The following is a 21,440-nucleotide window of genomic DNA, read 5'->3' as shown; positions in this document are numbered from 1 at the left end:
GCCGAAGAAGACCGCCTCCTTCTGCGCTGAAGCTTCTTTGATCGAGTGGTAAGAAACTCCCACCTCTAAATGAAATGTAGGTGGGAGAGGTTCATCACTTTTCTAAGTACATGTGAAAAAAAGAAAAAACGTTCACGCATAAGCGGAACGTTCAGTCATTATCAGTAATTGCTTCAATGATAAGATGGAAAAGCGAGAGAGCTAATGAAGCAAACAAAGCAGAACCAAAGCTATCAATTGTAAACGAATCTCCCATGATCCAAGATGTCAATAAAAGGGTGAAGGCGTTAATCACAAATAAGAATAGCCCAAACGTTAAAACCGTTACCGGAAGCGTCAGCAAAATTAAAATAGGTTTAATAAATGTATTGAGAATGGATAATATCACACTTGCCAAAAGAGCGGCCCCGACACCGGATAGGTGAATCGAATGAAAATAGCCAGCCAGAGCCATCAACAACACCGCATTTACGACAATATGAGCGAGCCATCTCATGCCCCAGTCGCCTCGTTAGGCATAATGAGCGCTGCGATAACGTACAAAAGCATAAACGGCATCATTCCTGTAAAAAGAAGGAGCACAACAAAAAGCAAGCGAAGCATTGTCGAGTCTATTTGGAAATAAGCAGCCAATCCTCCCAGCACTCCCGCTATTTTGCGGTCATGAGTTGATCGAACCAGTTTTTTCGCCATAATTCCACTCCATTCTAAGCTTCCTGTAATACTTTAACTCCTTTTACCACATTCCAAACGACAACGATGAAAGAAACAATGCCTGATACGATCATGCCGATAAATGGAACAACGACAAATGTTTCGTTTTGTACGATCGCTATTAATGCTATGCTTCCCACCGCAATAACGAAAAATACAAGCGGAAGCAAATGGGACAGCAACGATCTTTTCGCATGCCCTTTCACCTGAACATCCGTCGTCACAAAATAAACGACGAGCGGAAAAAGAAACGGCGCAAAAAACACACTAAAATAACAAGCGGCTGCTAACAATTTGGACGAATCCACGGTGATCGCTCCTTTCTTTACTCAATATATACGAAGAACATTAGCAAAAGTTTCGGGATGTCTTCCCTAATTGAAAAAATGTTGAAGAGGGTCCATATAAAAATTCTCTCGTAATTTAGCTGCTTTCTGCATAACAAAAAAGGTGTCCCGTTTTACTGGGACACCTGTATTTCATATAATTCTTTCATCCGCTGGCGGTCGCGCTCTAAAATTCGTTTTAAATAGAAGCCTGTGTAAGAACCTTCGACTTCTGCGACCTCTTCCGGTGTACCGGCTGCCACGATTTGACCGCCTTTGTCGCCGCCTTCTGGACCAAGGTCAATAATATAGTCGGCTGCTTTAATCACATCGAGATTATGTTCAATCACAAGCACTGTATCGCCGTTATCGACCAACCGCTGCAACACTTTTAACAGCCGGGCGATGTCATCGACATGCAAACCGGTCGTCGGTTCGTCCAAAATGTAAAGCGTGCGCCCTGTCGAACGCCGGTGCAATTCAGATGCCAATTTTACGCGCTGGGCTTCCCCGCCCGACAACGTCGTCGCCGGCTGCCCGAGCTGAATATAGCCTAAGCCGACATCATAAATCGTCTGGAGTTTGCGCTTAATTTTCGGAATGTTTTCAAAAAACTCGAGCGCATCCTCGACCGTCATCTCTAGCACTTCGGCAATGTTTTTATCTTTATATTTCACTTCGAGCGTTTCGCGGTTGTAGCGCTTGCCGTGGCACACTTCACAAGGGACGTACACATCCGGTAAAAAGTGCATTTCAATTTTAATAATCCCATCGCCGCGGCACGCTTCACAGCGGCCGCCTTTGACATTAAAGCTGAACCGTCCTTTTTGATATCCGCGCACTTTTGCTTCATTCGTTGCTGCGAACACTTCGCGAATATCGTCAAATACGCCGGTGTACGTCGCCGGATTCGAGCGCGGCGTCCGCCCGATCGGCGATTGGTCAATGTCGATCACCTTGTCTAAATGCTCAATGCCTTTAATCGCGCGGTGCTCGCCCGGCTTCGCCTTCGCCTTCGCTCCATGCAATTTGTGCGCGAGCGTCTTATGCAAAATTTCGTTGACAAGCGTACTTTTGCCGGAACCGGACACGCCGGTGACGGCAACAAACGTGCCGAGCGGAATTTTCACAGACACATTTTTTAAATTGTTTTCTCTCGCTCCGACAATTTCGATCCACCGCCCGTCCGGCTTGCGGCGTTCCGGCGGCAGCGGAATAAATTTTTTCCCTGACAAATATTGGCCTGTCAGCGAGTTTGGATCGTTCATCACTTCTTCCGGCGTTCCGGCAGCCACCACTTGCCCGCCGTGAATTCCAGCACCTGGGCCAATGTCAATGAGATAATCCGCAGCAAGCATTGTGTCTTCATCATGTTCGACGACGATGAGCGTATTGCCGATATCCCGCATGCTTTGCAATGTGGCAATCAATCGATCATTGTCGCGCTGGTGCAAGCCAATGGACGGCTCGTCCAAAATGTAAAGCACGCCTGTTAAGCGTGAGCCGATTTGCGTTGCAAGGCGAATGCGCTGCGCTTCCCCGCCTGACAGCGTGCCCGCGGAGCGGCTGAGCGTTAAATAATCGAGGCCAACGTTGTTTAAAAAGCCAAGGCGCTCAATAATCTCGCGCAAAATCATATGAGCGATTTTCTGCTCTTTTTCGTTCAGCTGCAAGTTTTGGAAAAACGCAAGCGCCTCGGTTACGGAAAATTTCGTCACCTCGCCAATATGTTTGCCGCCCACCAACACGGCCAAGCTTTCTTTTTTCAGACGATTGCCTTTACACGTTGGGCATGGCTGTTCCGCCATATATTTTTCCATCTGCTCGCGAATATAATCCGAGCTTGTTTCGCGGTAGCGGCGCTCGACATTTGGAATGACGCCTTCGAATTCCACATAGTTTTCCCGCACTTGGCCAAAGTCGTTTTCATAGCGGAAATAAATTTTTTCGCCGCCGCTTCCGTACAAAATGCGGTCGAGCTGATCTTTCGGCAAGTCTTTCACCGGCACGTCCATATCGATGCCGTAATGCTGGCACACCGATTCCAACAGCTGCGGATAATATTGCGAACTTTGTGGCTCCCATGGGGCAATCGCGTGTTCCCGCAGCGTCAATTCATCATTTGGAATGACAAGATCGCGGTCAACTTCCAATTTCGCCCCCAATCCGTCGCAATCTGGGCACGCGCCGTACGGGCTGTTGAATGAAAACATGCGCGGCTCTAACTCGCCGATTGAGAAACCGCAATACGGGCAAGCATGGCGCTCGCTAAACAGCAGCTCTTCTTCCCCAACCACATCGATAATTACCTTGCCATCCGCGAGTTTGAGTGCCGTCTCAAGCGAATCGGCAAGACGCGAAGCCACTCCTTCTTTGACAACGATGCGGTCGACTACGACCTCGATCGAGTGCTTTTTGTTTTTTTCGAGTTCAATCTCTTCGGACAGCTCCCGCAACTCGCCGTCGATGCGCACGCGTACATATCCTTGCTTTTTAATGTCCTCAAGCGTTTTGGCATGCGTCCCTTTTCGTCCAGAGACAATAGGCGCCAACACTTGAATTTTCGTTCGCTCCGGATACGCTAAAATGCGGTCGACCATTTGCTCGATCGTTTGCGATGTAATTTCGATGCCGTGTTCTGGACAAACAGGATGCCCGATGCGAGCAAATAAAAGGCGCAAATAGTCATAAATCTCCGTTACCGTGCCGACAGTCGAACGCGGATTGCGGCTCGTTGTCTTTTGGTCGATCGAAATCGCCGGAGACAACCCTTCAATCGCATCGACATCCGGCTTATCCATCTGTCCTAAAAATTGGCGGGCGTACGCCGACAATGATTCAACATAACGGCGCTGCCCTTCTGCATAAATCGTATCAAACGCAAGCGACGATTTTCCCGAGCCAGATAAACCAGTTAATACTACGAGCTGATCGCGTGGAATTTCAATATCAATATTTTTTAAATTATGGGCTCTTGCTCCTTTGATAATAATTTTGTCCATTGCCATAAGCTTTTTCGTCACCCTTCCGCTTTGAGCTCCAAGATTAAATCACGCAGTTCGGCCGCGCGTTCAAAATCAAGCGCTTTGGCTGCTTCTTTCATCTCTTTTTCTAAGCTTTCGATAAGCTTGTCCCGCTCTTTTTTCGTCATCTTGCCATACTCTCGCTTCTCTTCGTATGTTTCTGGCTGCTCCGCCGCAAACGTTGCCCGAATCACGTCGCGAATATCTTTTTTAATCGTCTGCGGCACAATGCCGTGCTCGCGGTTGTAAGCCTCTTGAATCGTACGGCGCCGCTTCGTTTCATTAATGGCAATTTCCATCGATTTTGTAATCGTATCCGCATACATAATCACATGACCGTTCGCATTGCGGGCGGCGCGGCCAATCGTCTGAATCAGCGAACGCTCCGAGCGCAAAAATCCTTCTTTATCGGCATCTAAAATCGCAACAAGCGATACTTCTGGAATATCTAATCCCTCTCTTAGCAAGTTAATGCCGACGAGCACATCGTATTTGCCAAGACGCAAATCGCGAATGATTTCAATGCGTTCTAGCGTCTTAATTTCTGAATGCAAGTACGCCACTTTGATGCCGATATCTTTTAAGTAATCCGTCAAATCTTCCGCCATTTTTTTCGTTAATGTCGTCACAAGCGTCCGCTCGTTCCGCTTCACGCGCTCATGAATTTCTCCAATTAAATCATCAATTTGTCCTTGGATCGGACGAACATCAATCGTTGGATCAAGCAGTCCTGTCGGGCGAATAATTTGCTCCACGACTTCTGGACTGTGTTCGAGTTCATACGGTCCCGGTGTGGCTGACACATAAATAATCTGGTTGACTTTTTGCTCGAACTCTTCGAAAGTGAGCGGGCGATTGTCAAGCGCCGACGGCAGGCGGAATCCGTGGTCGACGAGCACTTGCTTGCGCGCTTGGTCGCCGTTATACATGCCGCGAATTTGCGGCAGCGTGACGTGCGACTCATCGATGACGATAAGGAAATCATCAGGAAAATAATCGAGCAGCGTGTAAGGAGTCGAACCCGGCGGTCTTAACGTCAAATGGCGGGAATAGTTTTCGATGCCTGAGCAAAACCCCATTTCCCGCATCATTTCAAGATCGTAGCGCGTCCGCTGCTCCAAGCGCTGCGCTTCTAGCAGCTTTCCTTGCTCTCTTAATTCTTGCAGCCGCTCTTCCAATTCTTTCTCAATGTTTTGAATCGCCAGCTGCATCTTTTCATCGCGCGTGACGAAGTGGGACGCTGGGAAAATCGCGACATGTTCCCGCTCGCCAATAATTTCTCCCGTTAAAGCATCGACTTCGCGAATGCGCTCGATTTCATCTCCGAAAAATTCGACGCGGATGCAATGCTCATCGCGCGAAGCTGGGAAAATTTCAACGACATCGCCGCGCACGCGGAACGTTCCGCGCTGGAAATCAATATCGTTGCGTGCATATTGCACATCCACCAAACGGCGCAGCAATTCATTCCGCTCGATCTCCATTCCAACCCGCAGCGAAACAACGAGCTCGCGATATTCTTCCGGAGAACCTAATCCATAGATGCATGACACGCTGGCAACAATAATGACATCGCGCCGTTCAAACAAAGCCGATGTCGCCGAGTGCCGCAGTTTATCGATTTCATCATTGATGCTCGCGTCCTTTTCAATGTACGTATCCGTCTGCGGGACGTACGCTTCCGGCTGATAATAATCATAGTAGCTGACAAAATATTCAACCGCGTTGTTCGGGAAAAACTCTTTCAGCTCGCTGTAAAGCTGCCCCGCCAACGTTTTATTATGGGCAATCACAAGCGTTGGTTTGTTTACTTGCTGAATGACATTAGAAATCGTAAACGTCTTTCCCGTTCCCGTCGCTCCTAATAACGTCTGATGCTTGGCGCCTTGCCGAATGCCTTCGACGAGCCGAGCGATCGCTTTCGGCTGGTCCCCTTGCGGCTTATAGGCTGACACTAATTCGAACCGTCCTTCCACTTCATTGCGCCTCCTCTCGCGTTCATCCTAATGCTTATTGTACCATATGAAAAAGAAAGATGCACAAAAAACGCGAACTTATATTCGTTATTTTTTCCAAAAAAAAACGCCTTCCAAAAGGAAAGCGTTTTTTACTTCTTAAATTTTTTTACCATTTTTTGTGCATATAAAAACCCGGCTGTTGTAGATACGATGTCTGCCAATACTTCATGCAGTTCATTCGTATATCCTTTGACATACGATGCCACCAGTAAAGCAACGGTCAGTAGCGTTCCGACATAATAGTTGTAAGTAACTCTAGTAAATAACACCACTAATAAAAACGGCACAATTAACGCAATGATAAACCACATACACAAAACCCCTTACTATACAGCTTTCGATGTCCATTTTTGTCTCTCACGCACGAACAACAATCCTAGTTCATGATGTTCATCCTCGTATAACGCGCCTTGGACAAAACGAACTTCCCCATTTTCATCGAGCACCTCGAGCTTGCAGAATGCGCGGTTGCGGTGAAGCGCCTCGTAAAACTCCTCTTCCGTTTTCACAGGAATTCCGTTCACTTTCACGATAATTTCACCAATTTGCAGCGCCATTTTCTCGGCTTTCGATTTCGGAAGAATGCCCAAAATAACGAGGCCTTGCGCACGACGCGCAAAGTACGGCGGCTGCGAACGGTCTTGCACGTGCTGCCAAAACGCCAGCCACTCTCTCGCCAAAAACGCGAGAGCCGCAACAACAATCGCTAACGGAGCGTACCAATAGCTTACCATAGCCCCCGCAAAGACAGCGAATGCCAGCACCATGACTCGTCTTCCGGCTGCTCGAATCGACAGCTGCGGATGCATTCCTTGAATACGCTGCGAAAAACCGAGCAAAAATGGAACGAACATTAGCGAGTACGAGCCATCACCTGCCGGGAACAGCGGCCACCACGAGAAAGAAGACAGAACCGTTCCGTTAGAAACCGGAAGCAGCATCGGCACAAACCAAAGCCGCTCGACCCAATGCTCACCAACAATCAATCCTCGTTTACTTCTCGTTAATTGCGGTGAAGTGCCGATTCCGCCGTTCCGCAAAATAAGAAGCGCTTCCGTTAATAAAAGCAAGGCAAGCAGCATCACGACAGCAGAAACGTTTGTTTCTTGCAAATTCGGAAAATAATCGGAGAAAAACGGTTTTGTTTTTTCATATTTTGCTAGCACCAACACAATAAAAATAGCTGTGCCAACAGTGTAAGCAGGCGATAATAACCGTATTTGCAGCGTTAAACTAGCAGCGATAGTTACGTAGGATAGCAGCATCACAAAATCAGACGGAACAACCGTGCCTGCTGCAACGGTCACAAGTGAAAAAAGAAGCCCAAATCCGAGACCGCTGCGCCAAAAAAAGGCGCTCTCATGGAACCAATCGTACACTCGAATATGAAAATGGCTTCTTTCTCTGCTCATCCGACGCCATCCGACAAAACCCGCAAGCAATATTCCATAATACAACAAAGGTTGCGTAAATAAACGGCCGAACCCTTTTAACAGCTCTAATGCCCATACAGACCACAAACGGATCACCCCCTATAGTTTTTAAAAACGTTTCTTCCAGTCTACTTTCCATTCTAGCAAATCGTTTTCATAAATCCTATGATTGTCAACATATTTTTTTCAACATCTTTTTCCAGCAGTTGACGAATCGTTTCGCATCCCCACTTTCTTTGCCGAATCGACACTAGTTTTGTCAAGCGAAAAGGAAATCGCCATCCGATGGAAAAATGATATAAACAAGAAGAAACAGGGGAGGAAGAACGATGGAATTAAAAACAAGCAATGTCGCCAAACGTCTTGGGGTGTCGCCGAAAACCGTCCAACGCTGGGTAAAAAAGTATAACATTCCTTGCCACAAAAACGAGGCCGGCCATTACGTATTTGACCCGGAAACCCTTACGCTGCTTGAGCAAATCAAGTTCGAGCACGGAGCCGCTCTCGAAGAGTTGGAAATTGAAGAAGAAAACGAAAAAGCCCTTCTACGCCCGGAAACGTTTTTCTCCACCCATTTTCAACCGCACTTTGACAAATTTGCCTCACGCCTTCAACGCATTGAACGACAGCTTGAACAAAAAGCCGATGAAGTCGTTTCATTCCAACTGTTGCAACACCGCCAAGAAATTGAGGAACTCAACGCCTATATTCGCAAGCTTGAAGAACGCGTCAACCTTCTAGAACAAGCAAACCGACAGCGGCAATTAGATGAATCGGCCAAAAGGAAAAAGCGCCGCGGCATCGGTCGAATTATGAGTATATTCGCATAAAAAACGGAAGCCTCTCGATTATTTTCCAAAAACTCGAGAGGTTTTTGCCTTTTCTTATAGATTTCTTATATTTTTTTAATCATTTTTGTTTATAATGAATCCCGCTTTCTGAAAAACTAATATGAGCAGAAAGGAGCGGAGAGCAGCAATGCAGGACAGTCTAACATTCAGAAAAAGGGAACAAATCTCTATATGGATCGCCGTGCTCTTGTTAATCCTTTATCTTTCTCCGCTGTACATTCTCGGAGAAAATGCTCATATTCGCGTTCATGATAACTTAGATTCGAACATCGCTTGGTATAAAGTGCTCGTACGAAGCGGCGAATTGTTTGGCTCTATTAATGCTACGATTCCGCAAGTCATCAATGGACTGCCGCGCAACGCTTACGGAACCGAATTCAGCGGCATCGTCTGGCTTCATGCGCTCTTTTCGTCGATGACGGCGTATGCTTTGAGCCAAACAATTACGCGCGCATTCGCTTTTCTCGGCATGTATTTACTATTAAAGCGACATTTTTTACAGGAGAAAGAGTTCTATCTTATTCGCGTCGGGGTGGCTCTTACATTTGCTCTCACCCCTTTTTGGCCGTCGGGAATGCTGAGCACGCTTGGCATGCCGCTTGCACTTTGGGCGTTTTTAACCATCCGCGAAGGAAAGGCGTCATGGAAAGAATGGCTGACTCTCGCCCTTCTTCCGTTTTATGCGAGCTTCGTGCTCGGGTTTTTCTTCTTTTTAACAGCGATGGCCCTTCTTTGGCTCCGCGATCTGGCCGCTAAAAAACGGTGGAATGTCCCGTTCCTTGGCAGTATCGCTTTCATGACCGCGATATTTCTAGCTATTGAATATCGTCTTGTTCTTTCTTTGCTGTTCGGCGAAGAACCGACAAGTCGAAACGAATTTGTTTCTTCGACTCTCGGATTTTGGCACACGATCCGTCTCGTTTTTAAAAACTATTTGTTTGGCCATACTCATGTAATGACATTGCATACATATGTGATTTTGCCGATTCTGTTTATCGCTTTCATATTTGCTGTCATGAAAAGCGAAAAAGGGACAGTCGAAAAACGATTTCTTTTCTTGTTCGTTTTAAATTTTGTCCTGTCGACTTGGTATGCGTTTTGGTTTTATAAAGGGTGGCAACCGCTAAAAGAGCAGTTTGCGCTGTTAAATACGTTTAATTTTGCCCGCTTTCACTTTTTGCGTCCGCTTGTTATTTATTTGGATTTCGCTTTGGCCCTACAAATTCTTTGGCGGCAAACGAAAAAATGGCGAAACTTAGCGATGGTTGCCCTTATTTTGCAAACGATGCTGCTTGGGGCGTTCAATGAAGAAATTCGCTATCGCATAGCTGGCACTCCGTCATTTAAAGAATTTTATGCGGAACATTTATTTCATGAAATTAAAGAGTATATTGGGAAGCCGCAAAGCTCTTATCGGGTCGCCAGCATCGGACTGCATCCGGTCATTGCTCAATATAACGGGTTTTATACGCTTGATACATATAACAACTTTTACCCGCTATCCTATAAGCACGAATTTCGTAAAATCATCGCAAAAGAGCTGGATAAAAGCCCTGAATTAAAAGATTACTTCGATCATTGGGGCAACCGCGTTTATATTTTTTCAGCTGAGCTTGGAAAACATTATGATTTTCGTAAAACATCGCATAAAAAAATTCGTCACCTTCAGTTGAATACAGCCGTGTTTAAGAAAATGGGAGGACGCTACCTCTTTTCCTCCGTTCCGATTATGAACGCACAAGAAAATCATCTTCGCCTGTTAAAAACTTTCACAGACTCGGAATCTGTTTGGAAGATTTATTTATACGAAGTCGAGTAAAGGAGGAAGAGCATGATGAAAAAGCCAGTGTTAACGATTGTCGTTCCTTGCTATAACGAAGAAGAAGTGTTTCTAGAAACAGCGCGACAGTTAACAAACGTATTAGAAGATTTGCAGTCTGAACATCTCATCGCAGCAGAAAGCAAACTGTTGTTTGTCGACGATGGAAGCCAAGACCGTACATGGGAGCTCATCGTCGGGGAAAGCGAAAAAAACCCCTTTGTGACCGGTGTCAAACTATCCCGCAACTTCGGACATCAGCGGGCGCTTCTCGCCGGATTAGAGGCGGCAAAAGAATATTCCGATTGCGTCATTTCGATTGATGCTGATTTGCAAGACGACGTAAGCGTCATTCGGGAATTTATCGTCAAATATTGGGAAGGGTTCGATATTGTATATGGCGTGCGCCGCAGCCGCGAAACAGATACATTTTTTAAACGGGCCACTGCACAAGGCTTTTACCGTTTTATGAGAAAAATCGGCATTCATCTCGTCTATAACCATGCCGACTTCCGGTTAATGAGCAAGCGGGCGTTAGATGAACTGAGCCGATATGGGGAGGCGAATGTATTTTTGCGCGGCATCGTCCCGCTGCTTGGATTCCGTTCTACAAAAGTATTCTACGACCGAAAGGAACGCTTTGCCGGGGAGTCAAAATACCCGCTGAAAAAAATGCTCGCATTTGCCTTTGACGGCATGACATCATTTAGTGTCGCACCGATTCGCTTTATTACGTTGATCGGCTTTCTCTCATTCTTTCTTAGCAGCATTGCCGGCGCATACGCATTGATTGTGAAATTGCTGGGGCGTACCGAACTTGGCTGGACATCGATTATGATTTCGATTTGGCTCATCGGCGGCCTTTTACTAATGAGCGTCGGGCTCATCGGTGAATATATCGGGAAAATTTATCAAGAAGTCAAACGGCGGCCGCGGTTTGCCATTGAAGAAAATTTATATGCCTTGCGGATGAAGACGCGGCAGAAAGAACGGGTGAATGTATGAATCGCCCTTTCTTTCGCTTTTTGCTTGTCGGACTCTTGAATACTGCTGTCGGGCTTTCTTCGATGTACTTGCTTCTTCATCTCGCCCACCTTTCGTATTGGTGGGCGACGCTGATCGGCAATACGATCGGGGCGATCGTCAGCTACATTTTAAACCGGCTGTTTACGTTTCGCAGCAATGCGCCGATTGCCAACAGCGCTGTGCGTTTCATCTTCGTGATTATGACATGTTACTTTATTGCTTATCGTCTTGGAAAACAATTAGCCTATTGGGCGCTTGGCCTTGTTTCCATCCTACCTCACGACTATTTAGATGATGTAGCGATTTTATTTGGAACCGCACTCTATACGATTCTTAACTACTTCGGCCAAAAACGCATTGTGTTTGCTCGGTAAAAAAGGCTCTATCCATGATAGGATAGAGCCTTTTTCGGTTTGTAGCGTCAGCTCACCATACACTGAAAATAGCCGGCAGCCACTTTCAGACAAAAATATAAAGGCACGCGGAGAAAAACGAGTTGTTTTTCTCCACGTGCGTCACTTATTTTCGGGACTTATTAGACAGTCCCTTTTTGCTTACTGGAACAACACTTTCATCGCGGCCTTTAATTGTTCATCATTGTTATCATTGCGAACCGCCTCAAGCACTTTCGTTTCGAGTACAGCGGCTGTCTGCTTATCAATTTTTCCGGTAACCGGCAGCTTGTTCGCCTTTTGGAATGCTTTTACCGCCGCTGTCGTTTCCTTGCTAAAATAACCGTCTTCGCGTCCTGGGTCAAAGCCAAGGCCTTTGAGCATTTGCTGTGCGCTTTTAATTTGCTCGTTATTCATATCATATACTAACGGTTTGTTGATATGAATCGGCGTCGCATGGAAGTACTCCGGCTGCTTTACTGCTACATCCGGTTTAATTCCTTTTTTATGAATCCAATGTCCTTCAGGAGTAAGCCATTTATAAAGCGTAAGCTTAATGTTGCTTCCATCTCCCATCGGAATCGCTTGCTGCACCGTTCCTTTTCCGAATGACGTCTCCCCGACGAGCTTATAGCCGCCTGCTTCTTTCATCGCTCCTGCTAAAATTTCCGAAGCCGATGCGCTTCCTTTGTCAATCAATACAACAATCGGATACGGCTTTTTCGCAGCTAAATCCGAGTAAAATTGCTGTTTATGGCCGTTGCGCTCTTCAATTTGCACGTATGGCTTGCTTTTCGGGATGAATTGCTTCAAGATCTCCTCGACGCTCTGCAAATATCCGCCCGGATTGCCGCGCACATCGATAACAAGTCCATTGATCTTGTCATCTTCTAATTTTGTAAGCTTCTTCTTAAAATCTTGCGCTGTATTTTCCGAGAACGAAGTGATTTCTAGATAGCCGACCTTTTTGCCGTTATACGTTTTAACAGAATCATACACCGTCTCAATTGGAATCTCATCGCGAACAACTTTCACTTTAATGACGTCTTTCACGCCGGGACGAAGGATATCCAGCTGAACCGTCGTTCCTTTTTTCCCGCGAATTTTTAATACCGCTTCATACAAATCAAGCCCTTCTAGACTTTGACCATTCACTTTCACAATTTGATCGTTCGGTTTCAGCCCGGCCTTTTCCGCTGGCGAGTTTTTAAATGGAGCCACGATCGTCACTTTTCCATCAACCATGCTCACTTCAGCGCCGATGCCTTCAAAGGATGAGTTTAACGACTCGTTAAATTGATGCGCTGTTTCTTCGTCCATATAGACGGAATACGGGTCATTTAACGTGCTGATCATCCCTTGAATCGCACCTTCAATCAATTTTTCGTCATTCACTTTTTGCACATACCGGCTTTTGATCAGTTCATACGCCTGCTCGACTTTCTTGAGTTCTTCCTCCTCGCTTTTCGTCGTTTCTTTTGTTGTTTGCATTGGCTGAATCAGCGGAGTGTTATCCTCATTTCGGTCCGCCATCTGCATCCCGGCATACGTTCCGCCTGCTCCAACTAACATGGATACAGCCATTAGCATCGCTGTTGTCTTTTTATTCATCTTTTCTCCTCCTCACCTACACCATGCAACGAAAGGCACCACACAACGTGCCGTGCGATGCCCTTTATCACCATTATATGAACAGCTTGTACAGCTTATGATTACATACATGCAATATCAGTTTACACGGTTAAACACGTTTTCTCAACTGATATGGTTATACCCCCGGACAAATTGGTTAGTCTACTAGGTTTTGACAAGCGTGATTTACAGGCAAGGCACATGGAACAATCTGCCCTTATTAATGCAAAAAGAGCCCACCCATCGTTGTTGGGTGAACTCTCCTCGTATGCTAATGATACTTCTTCGTTCCCCGCCTTGCCATTCACACTCATTTGTATCAGGCAAAACTTCTGGTTAAGACAGGAAAGGTTGCTTTCTTTGTATTAATTTCTCTCGCTTGATCAGACCTTGAGCAACCCAATAAAAAGCGAGAAGCAATAGCAAGTAGCACGATAATGGAAACATAATGATCCATCGTGAGTAATAAAAAGACGAGCGAAACTGGCCGATTAACCCCGCCCATTCTTTTGTCACCGAAATAGCAAGGGGCGGATCCATTTGAACGATCGTACCCCCTAAAAATAAATTAAAAATCCCGAGTTGACCGATTAGATGCATCACTTGAATCATTTCATTGACAAAAATGATTAACATCTGACTTTTCATCGCGGGCCATATATGTTTTTTCATAATGTGCCATCTGCTTCCGCCCATTGAGAATGCCGCAGTGACGTATAAATTTTTTTTTATTTCTATCGTTTTGCCGTACACAACATTGTACACATTCATAACTCCTAAAAGGACCATCAAAACTCCGGCTATTATAGTAAGCGTAACAGGACGCATAACGGGCTGTAAATTAATTCGGTATAAGATGAAATATATAAAAATAAATATAGGAAGACCGCTGAATATATTCACCTTCACTTTATTTTTAGGGCGGTCTAGGGCATGTTTATTTAACGCGAAAATGAATCCGAGCAATCCGCCCATCGCTACCCTTAAGAACGACACAATCAATACCGTAAATAAAGTGAATCTAGCACCGTATAATAACAACGATAAAATATCATAGCCCCAGCGGTCGGTTCCCAAAATATGCTTCTTCGAAGGGGGAAACGGCGGCGCCATTAATGTTCCGCCTTGCTTTGTTGTAACATATTCCATCTTTGCAGTCTCGTTGATCCCATAAGGAGCAATAGAAGGACCGATAATAGCAATCACCAAAAATATCGCAAGCATGATTAGGCCAATGATTAACTTTAGGTTGCCCCTCAACATCGAATCAAAACCTTTCTATAAGAAATAAAATCTCATAAAAATCTTTTCTGCCAAAAATAGAAAAAGCTTGATTGTGAACAACGTTCCAACATATAGCGCCAAAAACGAAAACAGCGTGATCACCACCAGATTGTACTGATAGCCAAAATGGGTTGGATATTCGAAAAGCAACTCGGTTAAACCTCTAGTATTGTATAAATACTCGACAATAAACAAATTGCTGATGGAAATGCCTACTATTTTGTATAGATCCGCTTTTAAAAATGGCAATACATTGCTCGTGACATGGACGAGATATATATAACGTTTGGACAACCCTTTTGATTTTGCTGTTAAAATGTAATCTTCTGTAAGAACTTCGAACGTCTTTTCGTTTAGTGCTCTCACTAAATAAAAAAGAGGCAGAACCGTTAACGTCAAAATCGGTAAAAATACGGCTGGATCATCGGTGGAAAACGAAGCGACTTTGGCGATTTTCACGCCCGTTTTGCTATAAATAAAACCGAGAAGCAACTGCAATAAAAGTATTAAAATAAAATCAGGGAGAAATCCAATAAACCCCAAAAAGGAATTGAGCCATTGTTCACTTTTTTTCCAAAACCATATCCCCAAAATTAAAGCTAATACAACGACAGCCAATAGCGAAACGGTTAAGTACATATAAGACGATAGAAAGAAGCTGGTTAAATCATCAAGCAAAAACCTGCTGCGATCCCCTTGAAAATAATATAAAGATTCGCCGCTCCATAAGCCCATTACAAACCTTTTGATCTCTTCCACAATTCCATACGGTTGAAAAACAACACGGCTGCCATCGCTAAAAAAATGCAGCGGCAAAGCAGCAAGAATCAGCAACAAAATAACACCTAGTATTTGATGAATGATAAATTTAAGGGATGACATGTTTAAGCCCCCATTATTTTACTTTTTTAGACAATACTATCTAAATTATTGCAATGATCGCATGATTCGTCAATATTTTAAATATTTTGTATACTCAACGTACAGAAAATACATTATACGTGTTCCAATCCCCACAAAAACCTATACTAGACGGATATACATGGCTTGAAAAGCGCGTTACGAAGCTAATGCAATTTGCTACCTGTATAGTGATTTTAGTAAAATCTTTCTAATTTTCCATTTGGAAAAGGAATGTATTTACATCATATAGAAGTGTAAAATGAGGAAAAACCATTATTGGAAAGGAAGTGTAATGATGCCGTATTTTATTTGTACAACTTGCGGCACCCAATACCCTCTATCTTCAGAGCCGCCGCAAAGATGTGCCATTTGTGACGAAGAGCGCCAGTACGTTCATCCAAATGGCCAATCTTGGACGACCTTAGAAATCATGCGTGAAAGCAATGTATACAAAAACGAAATCCTTCACGAAGAAGAAGGTCTATACAGCATTACAACAAATCCGGAATTCGCCATTGGCCAGACAGCCTATCTTGTTCAAAACAAAAGTTTCAATCTCCTATGGGATTGTATTACATACCTAGACGGCAAAACATTGGGGGAAGTAAAAAAGCTAGGAGGCGTTCACGCTATCGCCCTCTCCCATCCGCACTACTACTCAACTCAAGTTGAGTGGGCAGAGGCCCTAGATGCCCCTATTTATATCCATGAAGATGATAAAGAATGGGTCATGCGTCCAAGCGATAGGATTCAATTTTGGTCAGGAGAAACATTAGCATTATCAGAAGGTCTTACTCTTCATCGTCTCGGAGGGCACTTTAAAGGCGGAACAGTCCTTCATTGGGAAAACGGCAACAATGGCAAAGGAGTACTTCTGACAGGGGATATTATTCAAGTAGTAGCAGATCGCAAGTGGGTAAGCTTCATGTATAGCTATCCAAACCTAATCCCCCTGCCGGCTAAAAAAGTAGCGGAAATAGCGGATAGAGTAAAAAAACTAAAGTTCGATCGGCTGTACAATGCTTTCCATCGAATTGTAGTTGAAAACGCTAATGAATCGGTACAAAAATCGGCGGAAAGATATATTGCTGCTCTAGAAGGGAAATTATTCACAACGTAAGCAATAATCCTACTCTGTAATAGGTACCGAAAAAGCGTGCAAAATCAATAAAGAAGATTCTCATTAGCCATCTATTTAAGGTTGTCTTTATAAATGACCAAATGAGGGAGGTTTTTAGATTCTTCTTTACGCGATATTCTCTTCATTCATTTCATAAGACATTTCGGCATTCAGTTATAAACCTCTCCCACCTGCACTTCGTTTAGAGGTGGGAGATTTCTCGGTGGATATGTTAAATATTTTTTGTTTAGAAACTGGCCAAACCCAAGGATCGCGATACTCCAAAGAATCACTTCCACTTTTCCTGGTCACTGTCGTATCGCTAATGCTTCTCGATCTTCCGCCATTGGCGGCTGTTCTACCCATTTATTTTTAATCATGATGCTAAACCCATCTTCCATATACTGTGCGAGCTCCGCCATGAATCTTGCGTAATGAAGCGGTAAGTCTGCACGTTGACACGATCCTACGGCTGTTCCATACAGAGCCATCGTAGTGGAACCAAAAATGCCTTTATGATGCATCATTAAGCGATCAGAAAAGGGGGCCACCGTTGAATTCGTAATTTCTGCCTCTTCTGATTTCGGGGAAGGAAGCTGCTCTTGAGATAAGATGGATTCCATCACTTCAATTTGTTTCGCGTAAATCTCTACGCCTCGCCATAAATGTTTACTCACTTCTTTGGATTTAGCTACTTGGGCGAATGCCATCGTGAAGGCTTTGCTTAACTGAATTTTTTTCAAATCCCAAAATACATGACTAATCTCTACGCAGGTTAGAGGTCTTTTCCCCCCCAAAAAACTTCCCATAAAACGTTTGCTTTCAATAAACTCTCTCCCTTTAGATGGATAAATGTATGGAGGTCTGGATACAAATCCTTTTTGCAATAGGAGATCTAATGACTCGCTAAAGAGCTTCATCGATTCATCCTGGCATTGAATAAAGTAATCCCTGACATCTTTCCGGATGCTTGTGGCGACGGCGCCAGCATATAACGCCATGCCATTAACAGCCATCAAATAGGAATACGTTAAACAAATCTCGTCTGAAAACAGTCTCGGAGCATCTAAATTCACATCAGCATCATTGAATCCTTGAGGAATAGGGAATTCATCCTGACTTAAGTAATCCTTCACTTTTGCAACGTGGTTCTCTGCTAAATTCAAGGCAAACTCTAAAATGGGACGAATGGACGTATCTTTCACAATATTTAACATATATTTATAAACACAAATCGCCATTGTATCGTTCTGATACTGCGACCAAAGAGCGGCCACTTCAGGAGCCGTAAGCCTTATATAATTGGGTGTTGGATTGTTCATACTCTCACTCGGAACCATGTTTATTCCTCCTTCGATCTGTCTCATTACTTGTATTATGTACAGAAATTAATGGTTTCTATGTGCTATCATCCCCTATTATTTGTAATTTATTGAATGCAAATCCATAAAAACAACGAAAATCCTATACATCATACAAAAGTTTCAAAGCCTCCTTAAAAATAATTCAGACATCGATCACTATATCATCATTCATAACTAGAGAATTTCTTTATTATGAAGAGAAAATCAGCCAGGCCATAGGACATGCCTCAAGCACTAATCACCCTTGTTCATACACTATAGTTCGTATAATGAATTTGATGTACGACGATATTACACATAGCGATTGTAGAGCGTTATATGTTAACACAAACTACTCTCGCAACGATCACTTGCCATGAAGAGGTGACGGCAGATTTAACGCCTCCATCGAATGCGGGAGATATTTCAGAGGTGTTCGGCGGTCAGATGAGATACCGATTTCCTTAGCAATGGTAAGGCTATTTGACGCGAATGAAGTACCATTTATATCAACAGCAACATCGTTGGTCATTTTCCTCTTAATTTATCGGAGGAAGTACGACTCTTTCTGAAAGAACGTTCGCACCAGCTAACGTGATGATTGCGGTGAACCCAGATGCGAATATAGGGACGGTCAGCGGATTTGCCACGGATAAATCCACCAGCCAATCAATTGCTAATACTACTGTAGTCCTCTATTCCATTTCTAATGGGGAGACGGTGATTGATATTACAAAGACGAACGCGGGAGGTTTGTATTTATTTAGAGATATTCTTCCTAGGACTTATCGTGTGAAGGCGACTGTACAAGCTCAAGGGTAAGAGGCAATGTTTCATTCAATCGGGGAAAGGCCGTTTAGTTTTTTAAACCGATAGTGGTTATAAGCATGTACCCTCGAATTGCCTAATCCATCTTTTGAATCGTTTTAAAGTAAGCAAAAAACAACTTCTCTGTCTATAAGCCTCCCCCACCTACACTTCGCTTAGAGGTGGGAGATTTCACGGTGAATGTGTTAAATGTAACAATCATATAATTAAAAATGATTATATGGTGGGTGGTGATGGATATATGTACAAAATTAGTTTGTGTATGATTGTAAAAAATGAACAGGAAGTTATTCGTCAATGTTTAAATAGTGTAAAAGACATATGTGATGAAATCATTATCGTTGACACGGGATCAACAGATAAAACAAAGGAGATTGCTGGTGAATTTACTAATAAAATATTTGACTTTGAGTGGATTGATGATTTTTCAGCAGCTAGAAATTTTGCATTCAGCAAAGCAACGATGGACTATATATTTTGGATGGATGCCGATGACATATTGTTGGAGGAAGACCGAGAAAAATTTAAAAAACTTAAAGCAGAGCTTGATGGAACGATTGACGCTGTCTCCATGCTATATCATATTGCTTTTGATGAAGATGGAAATCCGACTTTTAGCTATAGAAGACATCGCTTAGTAAAAAGAGAGCGACATTTCAAATGGGTAGGTGCTGTGCATGAATACTTAGAAGTAGGTGGAAATATTATCGCATCAGACATAGCCATTACACATAGAAAATCGGATAAGTCAAGCGCAAATGTACCAAGTAATCGTAACTTAATGATATATGAGAATCGTCTAAAAAAAGGGGAAAAGTTTACTCCAAGAGATTTATTTTATTATGCTAATGAATTAGCAGATCACGGCCAGTTTGAAAAAGCAATTATGTATTATCAGAATTTCTTAGAGACCAAAAAAGGATGGATTGAGGACGAAATTCGCGCTTGCATTAACTTAGCATCATGTTACAGAAATTTAGGTAACACGGAGAAAGAAATCGAGGCTCTTGCTCGTTCTATTATGTATGATGTTCCAAGACCAGAAGTCTCTTGTAGACTTGGAGACTTGTACAAAGAAAGAGGAATGTTCAAAAAAGCAATTCTTTGGTATCGGCTAGCACTGGAAGTAGACCTTGAAGACACTATGGGCTTTAGACAGAGCAGCTATTCAACATGGTATCCGCATTTACAATTATGCTTCTGCTACTGGCACATCGGAGAAAAAGAACTATCATTTGAGCATCATAATCAAGCAAAAAAATATAAACCAACAGATGCTCGAGTGCAATATAATGAAGAGTTTTTCAAGAAATATTTTAATAAAATTTAATTGCATGATGCTTTTCTTTATTTCGTTAGAGGAGCTACTTTCATTTTATGTGCTACGATTTCCCCATATACAGAGCTGTATTTAAATTTCAAAATGGGACCTGATCATCGATTAATCCGAACAGTCGAATATATATTTTTTCAAAAGGTATACAAATTCTTACGCTATATAAAACTTGAAGAAACATTTATAATATCAATTTTATTCTTCATTAAATGTAAGATCGGTTCAAAAATATTAGCGTAATCAATTGAAATTAAATAATCCCCCAAATTCTTGGGTTTAATAAAACTCACAGCATAAATCCCTCCCACCTATACGTCGTTTAAAGGTGGGAGACTTCCTAGTGAATATGTTAAAACGTATTTTCTGTTTCTATTTTATTTAGGCACAATTCTTTATATTTAATCGCCTTAAAACTTCCTGTTCCCCTCAAAATCAGGTAGTTTATATTATCTTCACCAAGTTCTAGACATTTTTCAAATGCAGCTAAAGCCTCTTTATACATGCCCTTTTGAAACAGGATATACCCTTTAATAAAATGAAGATCGACATAGTCTGGATACAAAAGTATGGCTTTCTCAATACCAGGCCATGCTCCATCAATACTATTTGTTTCCATTAATATCGCGTATTTAAGGCGATATGCGATAGCCGGTGGCTTCATTTGATGAAGTAAAAATTTTAGGATGGAGGCATTAATATAGCTAAAAGCAAGAGTATAATTATTTTCACGATAGAACTCGCTTGCTAAATGATATTCAACCCAAGGGCTGTGGTTAGGGTCATTCATTTCTTCCATTAGTAACTGTTTATTGCGATATCCTTTATTTTTTCTTTGTGTGACTTCTTTTATATATCCATAATGATGCAAAGAAACATCAACAGTTTCAGATAGATCATATGAAAGAAAATCGTCTGGTAAATGTAGTGTTTCATGAATTCGATTCAAAAATTGAATGCCCACACGATTTCGAAAGAGGCGCGGCTGATAGCATAAAAAAGTCTGGTTTTCTTGAACTGGAAACCCATCTCCGTAATAATTGATTATAGGCAATAAAAGTACAGGTGATTTCGTTTTCTGGATTGATTGCCGTATTAGATCGCTTTTGCCTTGCTCTAACTCCTCATCAGCATCCATCCATAAAATCCAGTCTCCACTAGCTTTAGACAAACCAAAATTTCGTGCATCAGCAAAATGATTATTCCAGGCATATTGATATATCTTTGTTTGGAATTTTCCACAAATAGATATAGTATTATCAGTAGATCCAGTGTCTACGATGATGATTTCATTTACTACTTCTTGCACACTGGCTAAACATTGTTCGATAAAGTCTTCCTCATTCTTTACCATCATGCACAACGAAATAGATGGATTGCCCATTGACACATCAC

General features: G+C 43.0%; 18 protein-coding genes. 6 read left to right on the top strand and 12 right to left on the bottom strand.

Annotation, left to right across the window (positions count from 1 at the left end; translation table 11 throughout):
* Positions 1 to 151: 151 nt before the first annotated feature.
* The 7 genes from N667_RS0109330 to N667_RS0109300 form a co-directional block, all read right to left on the bottom strand.
* On the bottom strand, positions 152 to 496 hold the full coding sequence (locus N667_RS0109330) for a phage holin family protein (protein ID WP_027409327.1): 345 nt from the start codon (positions 494 to 496) through the stop codon (positions 152 to 154).
* Complete coding sequence (locus N667_RS0109325) at positions 493 to 693, bottom strand: PspC domain-containing protein (protein ID WP_027409326.1); 201 nt, start codon at positions 691 to 693, stop codon at positions 493 to 495. Before N667_RS0109325 ends, N667_RS0109330 begins: the two co-directional genes overlap by 4 nt.
* A gap of 14 nt (positions 694 to 707) precedes the next feature.
* Complete coding sequence (locus tag N667_RS0109320; RefSeq protein ID WP_027409325.1) at positions 708 to 1,022, bottom strand: DUF4870 domain-containing protein; 315 nt, start codon at positions 1,020 to 1,022, stop codon at positions 708 to 710.
* Between the two features lie 152 nt (positions 1,023 to 1,174).
* Positions 1,175 to 4,048 carry an excinuclease ABC subunit UvrA gene (gene uvrA, locus N667_RS0109315; RefSeq protein ID WP_027409324.1) on the bottom strand — a complete coding sequence of 958 codons (2,874 nt, stop codon included), beginning with the start codon at positions 4,046 to 4,048 and terminating at the stop codon, positions 1,175 to 1,177.
* Positions 4,049 to 4,059: 11 nt separating this feature from the next.
* Positions 4,060 to 6,039, bottom strand: a complete 1,980-nt coding sequence (gene uvrB, locus N667_RS0109310; RefSeq protein WP_027409323.1) for an excinuclease ABC subunit UvrB — start codon at positions 6,037 to 6,039, stop codon at positions 4,060 to 4,062.
* A gap of 131 nt (positions 6,040 to 6,170) precedes the next feature.
* Positions 6,171 to 6,392, bottom strand: coding sequence for a CsbA family protein (locus tag N667_RS0109305; protein ID WP_027409322.1), 222 nt, complete (start codon positions 6,390 to 6,392; stop codon positions 6,171 to 6,173).
* 15 nt (positions 6,393 to 6,407) lie between these two features.
* Positions 6,408 to 7,601, bottom strand: coding sequence for a PDZ domain-containing protein (locus N667_RS0109300; protein ID WP_035098535.1), 1,194 nt, complete (start codon positions 7,599 to 7,601; stop codon positions 6,408 to 6,410).
* 242 nt (positions 7,602 to 7,843) lie between these two features.
* On the opposite strand from N667_RS0109300, the gene N667_RS0109295 reads away from it, so the two are divergent.
* The 4 genes from N667_RS0109295 to N667_RS0109280 all read left to right on the top strand — a co-directional run bounded on the left by N667_RS0109295 (position 7,844) and on the right by N667_RS0109280 (position 11,584).
* On the top strand, positions 7,844 to 8,344 hold the full coding sequence (locus N667_RS0109295; RefSeq protein ID WP_027409320.1) for a MerR family transcriptional regulator: 501 nt from the start codon (positions 7,844 to 7,846) through the stop codon (positions 8,342 to 8,344).
* Between the two features lie 148 nt (positions 8,345 to 8,492).
* Positions 8,493 to 10,184 carry a DUF6044 family protein gene (locus N667_RS0109290; RefSeq protein ID WP_027409319.1) on the top strand — a complete coding sequence of 564 codons (1,692 nt, stop codon included), beginning with the start codon at positions 8,493 to 8,495 and terminating at the stop codon, positions 10,182 to 10,184.
* 15 nt (positions 10,185 to 10,199) lie between these two features.
* On the top strand, positions 10,200 to 11,189 hold the full coding sequence (locus N667_RS0109285) for a glycosyltransferase family 2 protein (RefSeq protein WP_027409318.1): 990 nt from the start codon (positions 10,200 to 10,202) through the stop codon (positions 11,187 to 11,189).
* The gene (locus N667_RS0109280; RefSeq protein ID WP_027409317.1) at positions 11,186 to 11,584 is read left to right on the top strand and encodes a GtrA family protein; all 399 of its coding nucleotides are present in this window, start codon (positions 11,186 to 11,188) and stop codon (positions 11,582 to 11,584) included. The genes N667_RS0109285 and N667_RS0109280 overlap by 4 nt, the downstream gene beginning before the upstream one ends.
* A gap of 180 nt (positions 11,585 to 11,764) precedes the next feature.
* Here N667_RS0109280 and N667_RS0109275 read toward each other — a convergent pair whose 3' ends face one another.
* The 3 genes from N667_RS0109275 to N667_RS0109265 form a co-directional block, all read right to left on the bottom strand.
* Positions 11,765 to 13,213, bottom strand: coding sequence for a S41 family peptidase (locus N667_RS0109275; protein ID WP_027409316.1), 1,449 nt, complete (start codon positions 13,211 to 13,213; stop codon positions 11,765 to 11,767).
* 357 nt (positions 13,214 to 13,570) lie between these two features.
* Positions 13,571 to 14,497: an ABC transporter permease gene (locus N667_RS0109270; RefSeq protein WP_027409315.1), complete on the bottom strand. Its 927-nt coding sequence runs from the start codon at positions 14,495 to 14,497 to the stop codon at positions 13,571 to 13,573.
* 15 nt (positions 14,498 to 14,512) lie between these two features.
* Positions 14,513 to 15,400: an ABC transporter permease subunit gene (locus N667_RS0109265; RefSeq protein WP_027409314.1), complete on the bottom strand. Its 888-nt coding sequence runs from the start codon at positions 15,398 to 15,400 to the stop codon at positions 14,513 to 14,515.
* 316 nt (positions 15,401 to 15,716) lie between these two features.
* Between N667_RS0109265 and N667_RS0109260 the strand changes: the two genes are divergently transcribed.
* Positions 15,717 to 16,541, top strand: coding sequence for an MBL fold metallo-hydrolase (locus N667_RS0109260; RefSeq protein ID WP_027409313.1), 825 nt, complete (start codon positions 15,717 to 15,719; stop codon positions 16,539 to 16,541).
* Positions 16,542 to 16,849: 308 nt separating this feature from the next.
* On the opposite strand, the gene N667_RS0109255 is transcribed toward N667_RS0109260, so the two are convergent.
* On the bottom strand, positions 16,850 to 17,881 hold the full coding sequence (locus N667_RS0109255; RefSeq protein WP_027409312.1) for a DUF3231 family protein: 1,032 nt from the start codon (positions 17,879 to 17,881) through the stop codon (positions 16,850 to 16,852).
* Positions 17,882 to 18,953: 1,072 nt separating this feature from the next.
* On the opposite strand from N667_RS0109255, the gene N667_RS0109250 reads away from it, so the two are divergent.
* Complete coding sequence (locus N667_RS0109250) at positions 18,954 to 20,042, top strand: glycosyltransferase (RefSeq protein WP_027409311.1); 1,089 nt, start codon at positions 18,954 to 18,956, stop codon at positions 20,040 to 20,042.
* A 355-nt stretch (positions 20,043 to 20,397) separates the two neighbouring features.
* Here N667_RS0109250 and N667_RS0109240 read toward each other — a convergent pair whose 3' ends face one another.
* Positions 20,398 to 21,429, bottom strand: a complete 1,032-nt coding sequence (locus N667_RS0109240; protein ID WP_027409310.1) for a glycosyltransferase family 2 protein — start codon at positions 21,427 to 21,429, stop codon at positions 20,398 to 20,400.
* Positions 21,430 to 21,440 lie beyond the last annotated feature (11 nt).

It is taken from the genome of Anoxybacillus tepidamans PS2, assembly GCF_000620165.1.
In the GTDB taxonomy this organism is placed as follows: domain Bacteria; phylum Bacillota; class Bacilli; order Bacillales; family Anoxybacillaceae; genus Anoxybacteroides; species Anoxybacteroides tepidamans_A.
The sequence above is the reverse complement of the archived record's forward strand: the minus strand, read 5'-3'. Positions and strand labels throughout refer to the sequence as shown.

Coding starts and splice junctions, on each gene's coding strand:
- N667_RS0109270 (WP_027409315.1), bottom strand. CDS start 14,497: ATGTTGAGGGGCAACCTAAAGTTAATCATTGGCCTAATCATGCTTGCG.
- uvrA (WP_027409324.1), bottom strand. CDS start 4,048: ATGGCAATGGACAAAATTATTATCAAAGGAGCAAGAGCCCATAATTTA.
- N667_RS0109240 (WP_027409310.1), bottom strand. CDS start 21,429: ATGGGCAATCCATCTATTTCGTTGTGCATGATGGTAAAGAATGAGGAA.
- N667_RS0109280 (WP_027409317.1), top strand. CDS start 11,186: ATGAATCGCCCTTTCTTTCGCTTTTTGCTTGTCGGACTCTTGAATACT.
- N667_RS0109275 (WP_027409316.1), bottom strand. CDS start 13,213: ATGAATAAAAAGACAACAGCGATGCTAATGGCTGTATCCATGTTAGTT.
- N667_RS0109295 (WP_027409320.1), top strand. CDS start 7,844: ATGGAATTAAAAACAAGCAATGTCGCCAAACGTCTTGGGGTGTCGCCG.
- N667_RS0109250 (WP_027409311.1), top strand. CDS start 18,954: ATGTACAAAATTAGTTTGTGTATGATTGTAAAAAATGAACAGGAAGTT.
- N667_RS0109265 (WP_027409314.1), bottom strand. CDS start 15,400: ATGTCATCCCTTAAATTTATCATTCATCAAATACTAGGTGTTATTTTG.
- N667_RS0109305 (WP_027409322.1), bottom strand. CDS start 6,392: ATGTGGTTTATCATTGCGTTAATTGTGCCGTTTTTATTAGTGGTGTTA.
- N667_RS0109330 (WP_027409327.1), bottom strand. CDS start 496: ATGAGATGGCTCGCTCATATTGTCGTAAATGCGGTGTTGTTGATGGCT.
- N667_RS0109285 (WP_027409318.1), top strand. CDS start 10,200: ATGAAAAAGCCAGTGTTAACGATTGTCGTTCCTTGCTATAACGAAGAA.
- N667_RS0109260 (WP_027409313.1), top strand. CDS start 15,717: ATGCCGTATTTTATTTGTACAACTTGCGGCACCCAATACCCTCTATCT.
- N667_RS0109325 (WP_027409326.1), bottom strand. CDS start 693: ATGGCGAAAAAACTGGTTCGATCAACTCATGACCGCAAAATAGCGGGA.
- N667_RS0109255 (WP_027409312.1), bottom strand. CDS start 17,881: ATGGTTCCGAGTGAGAGTATGAACAATCCAACACCCAATTATATAAGG.
- N667_RS0109290 (WP_027409319.1), top strand. CDS start 8,493: ATGCAGGACAGTCTAACATTCAGAAAAAGGGAACAAATCTCTATATGG.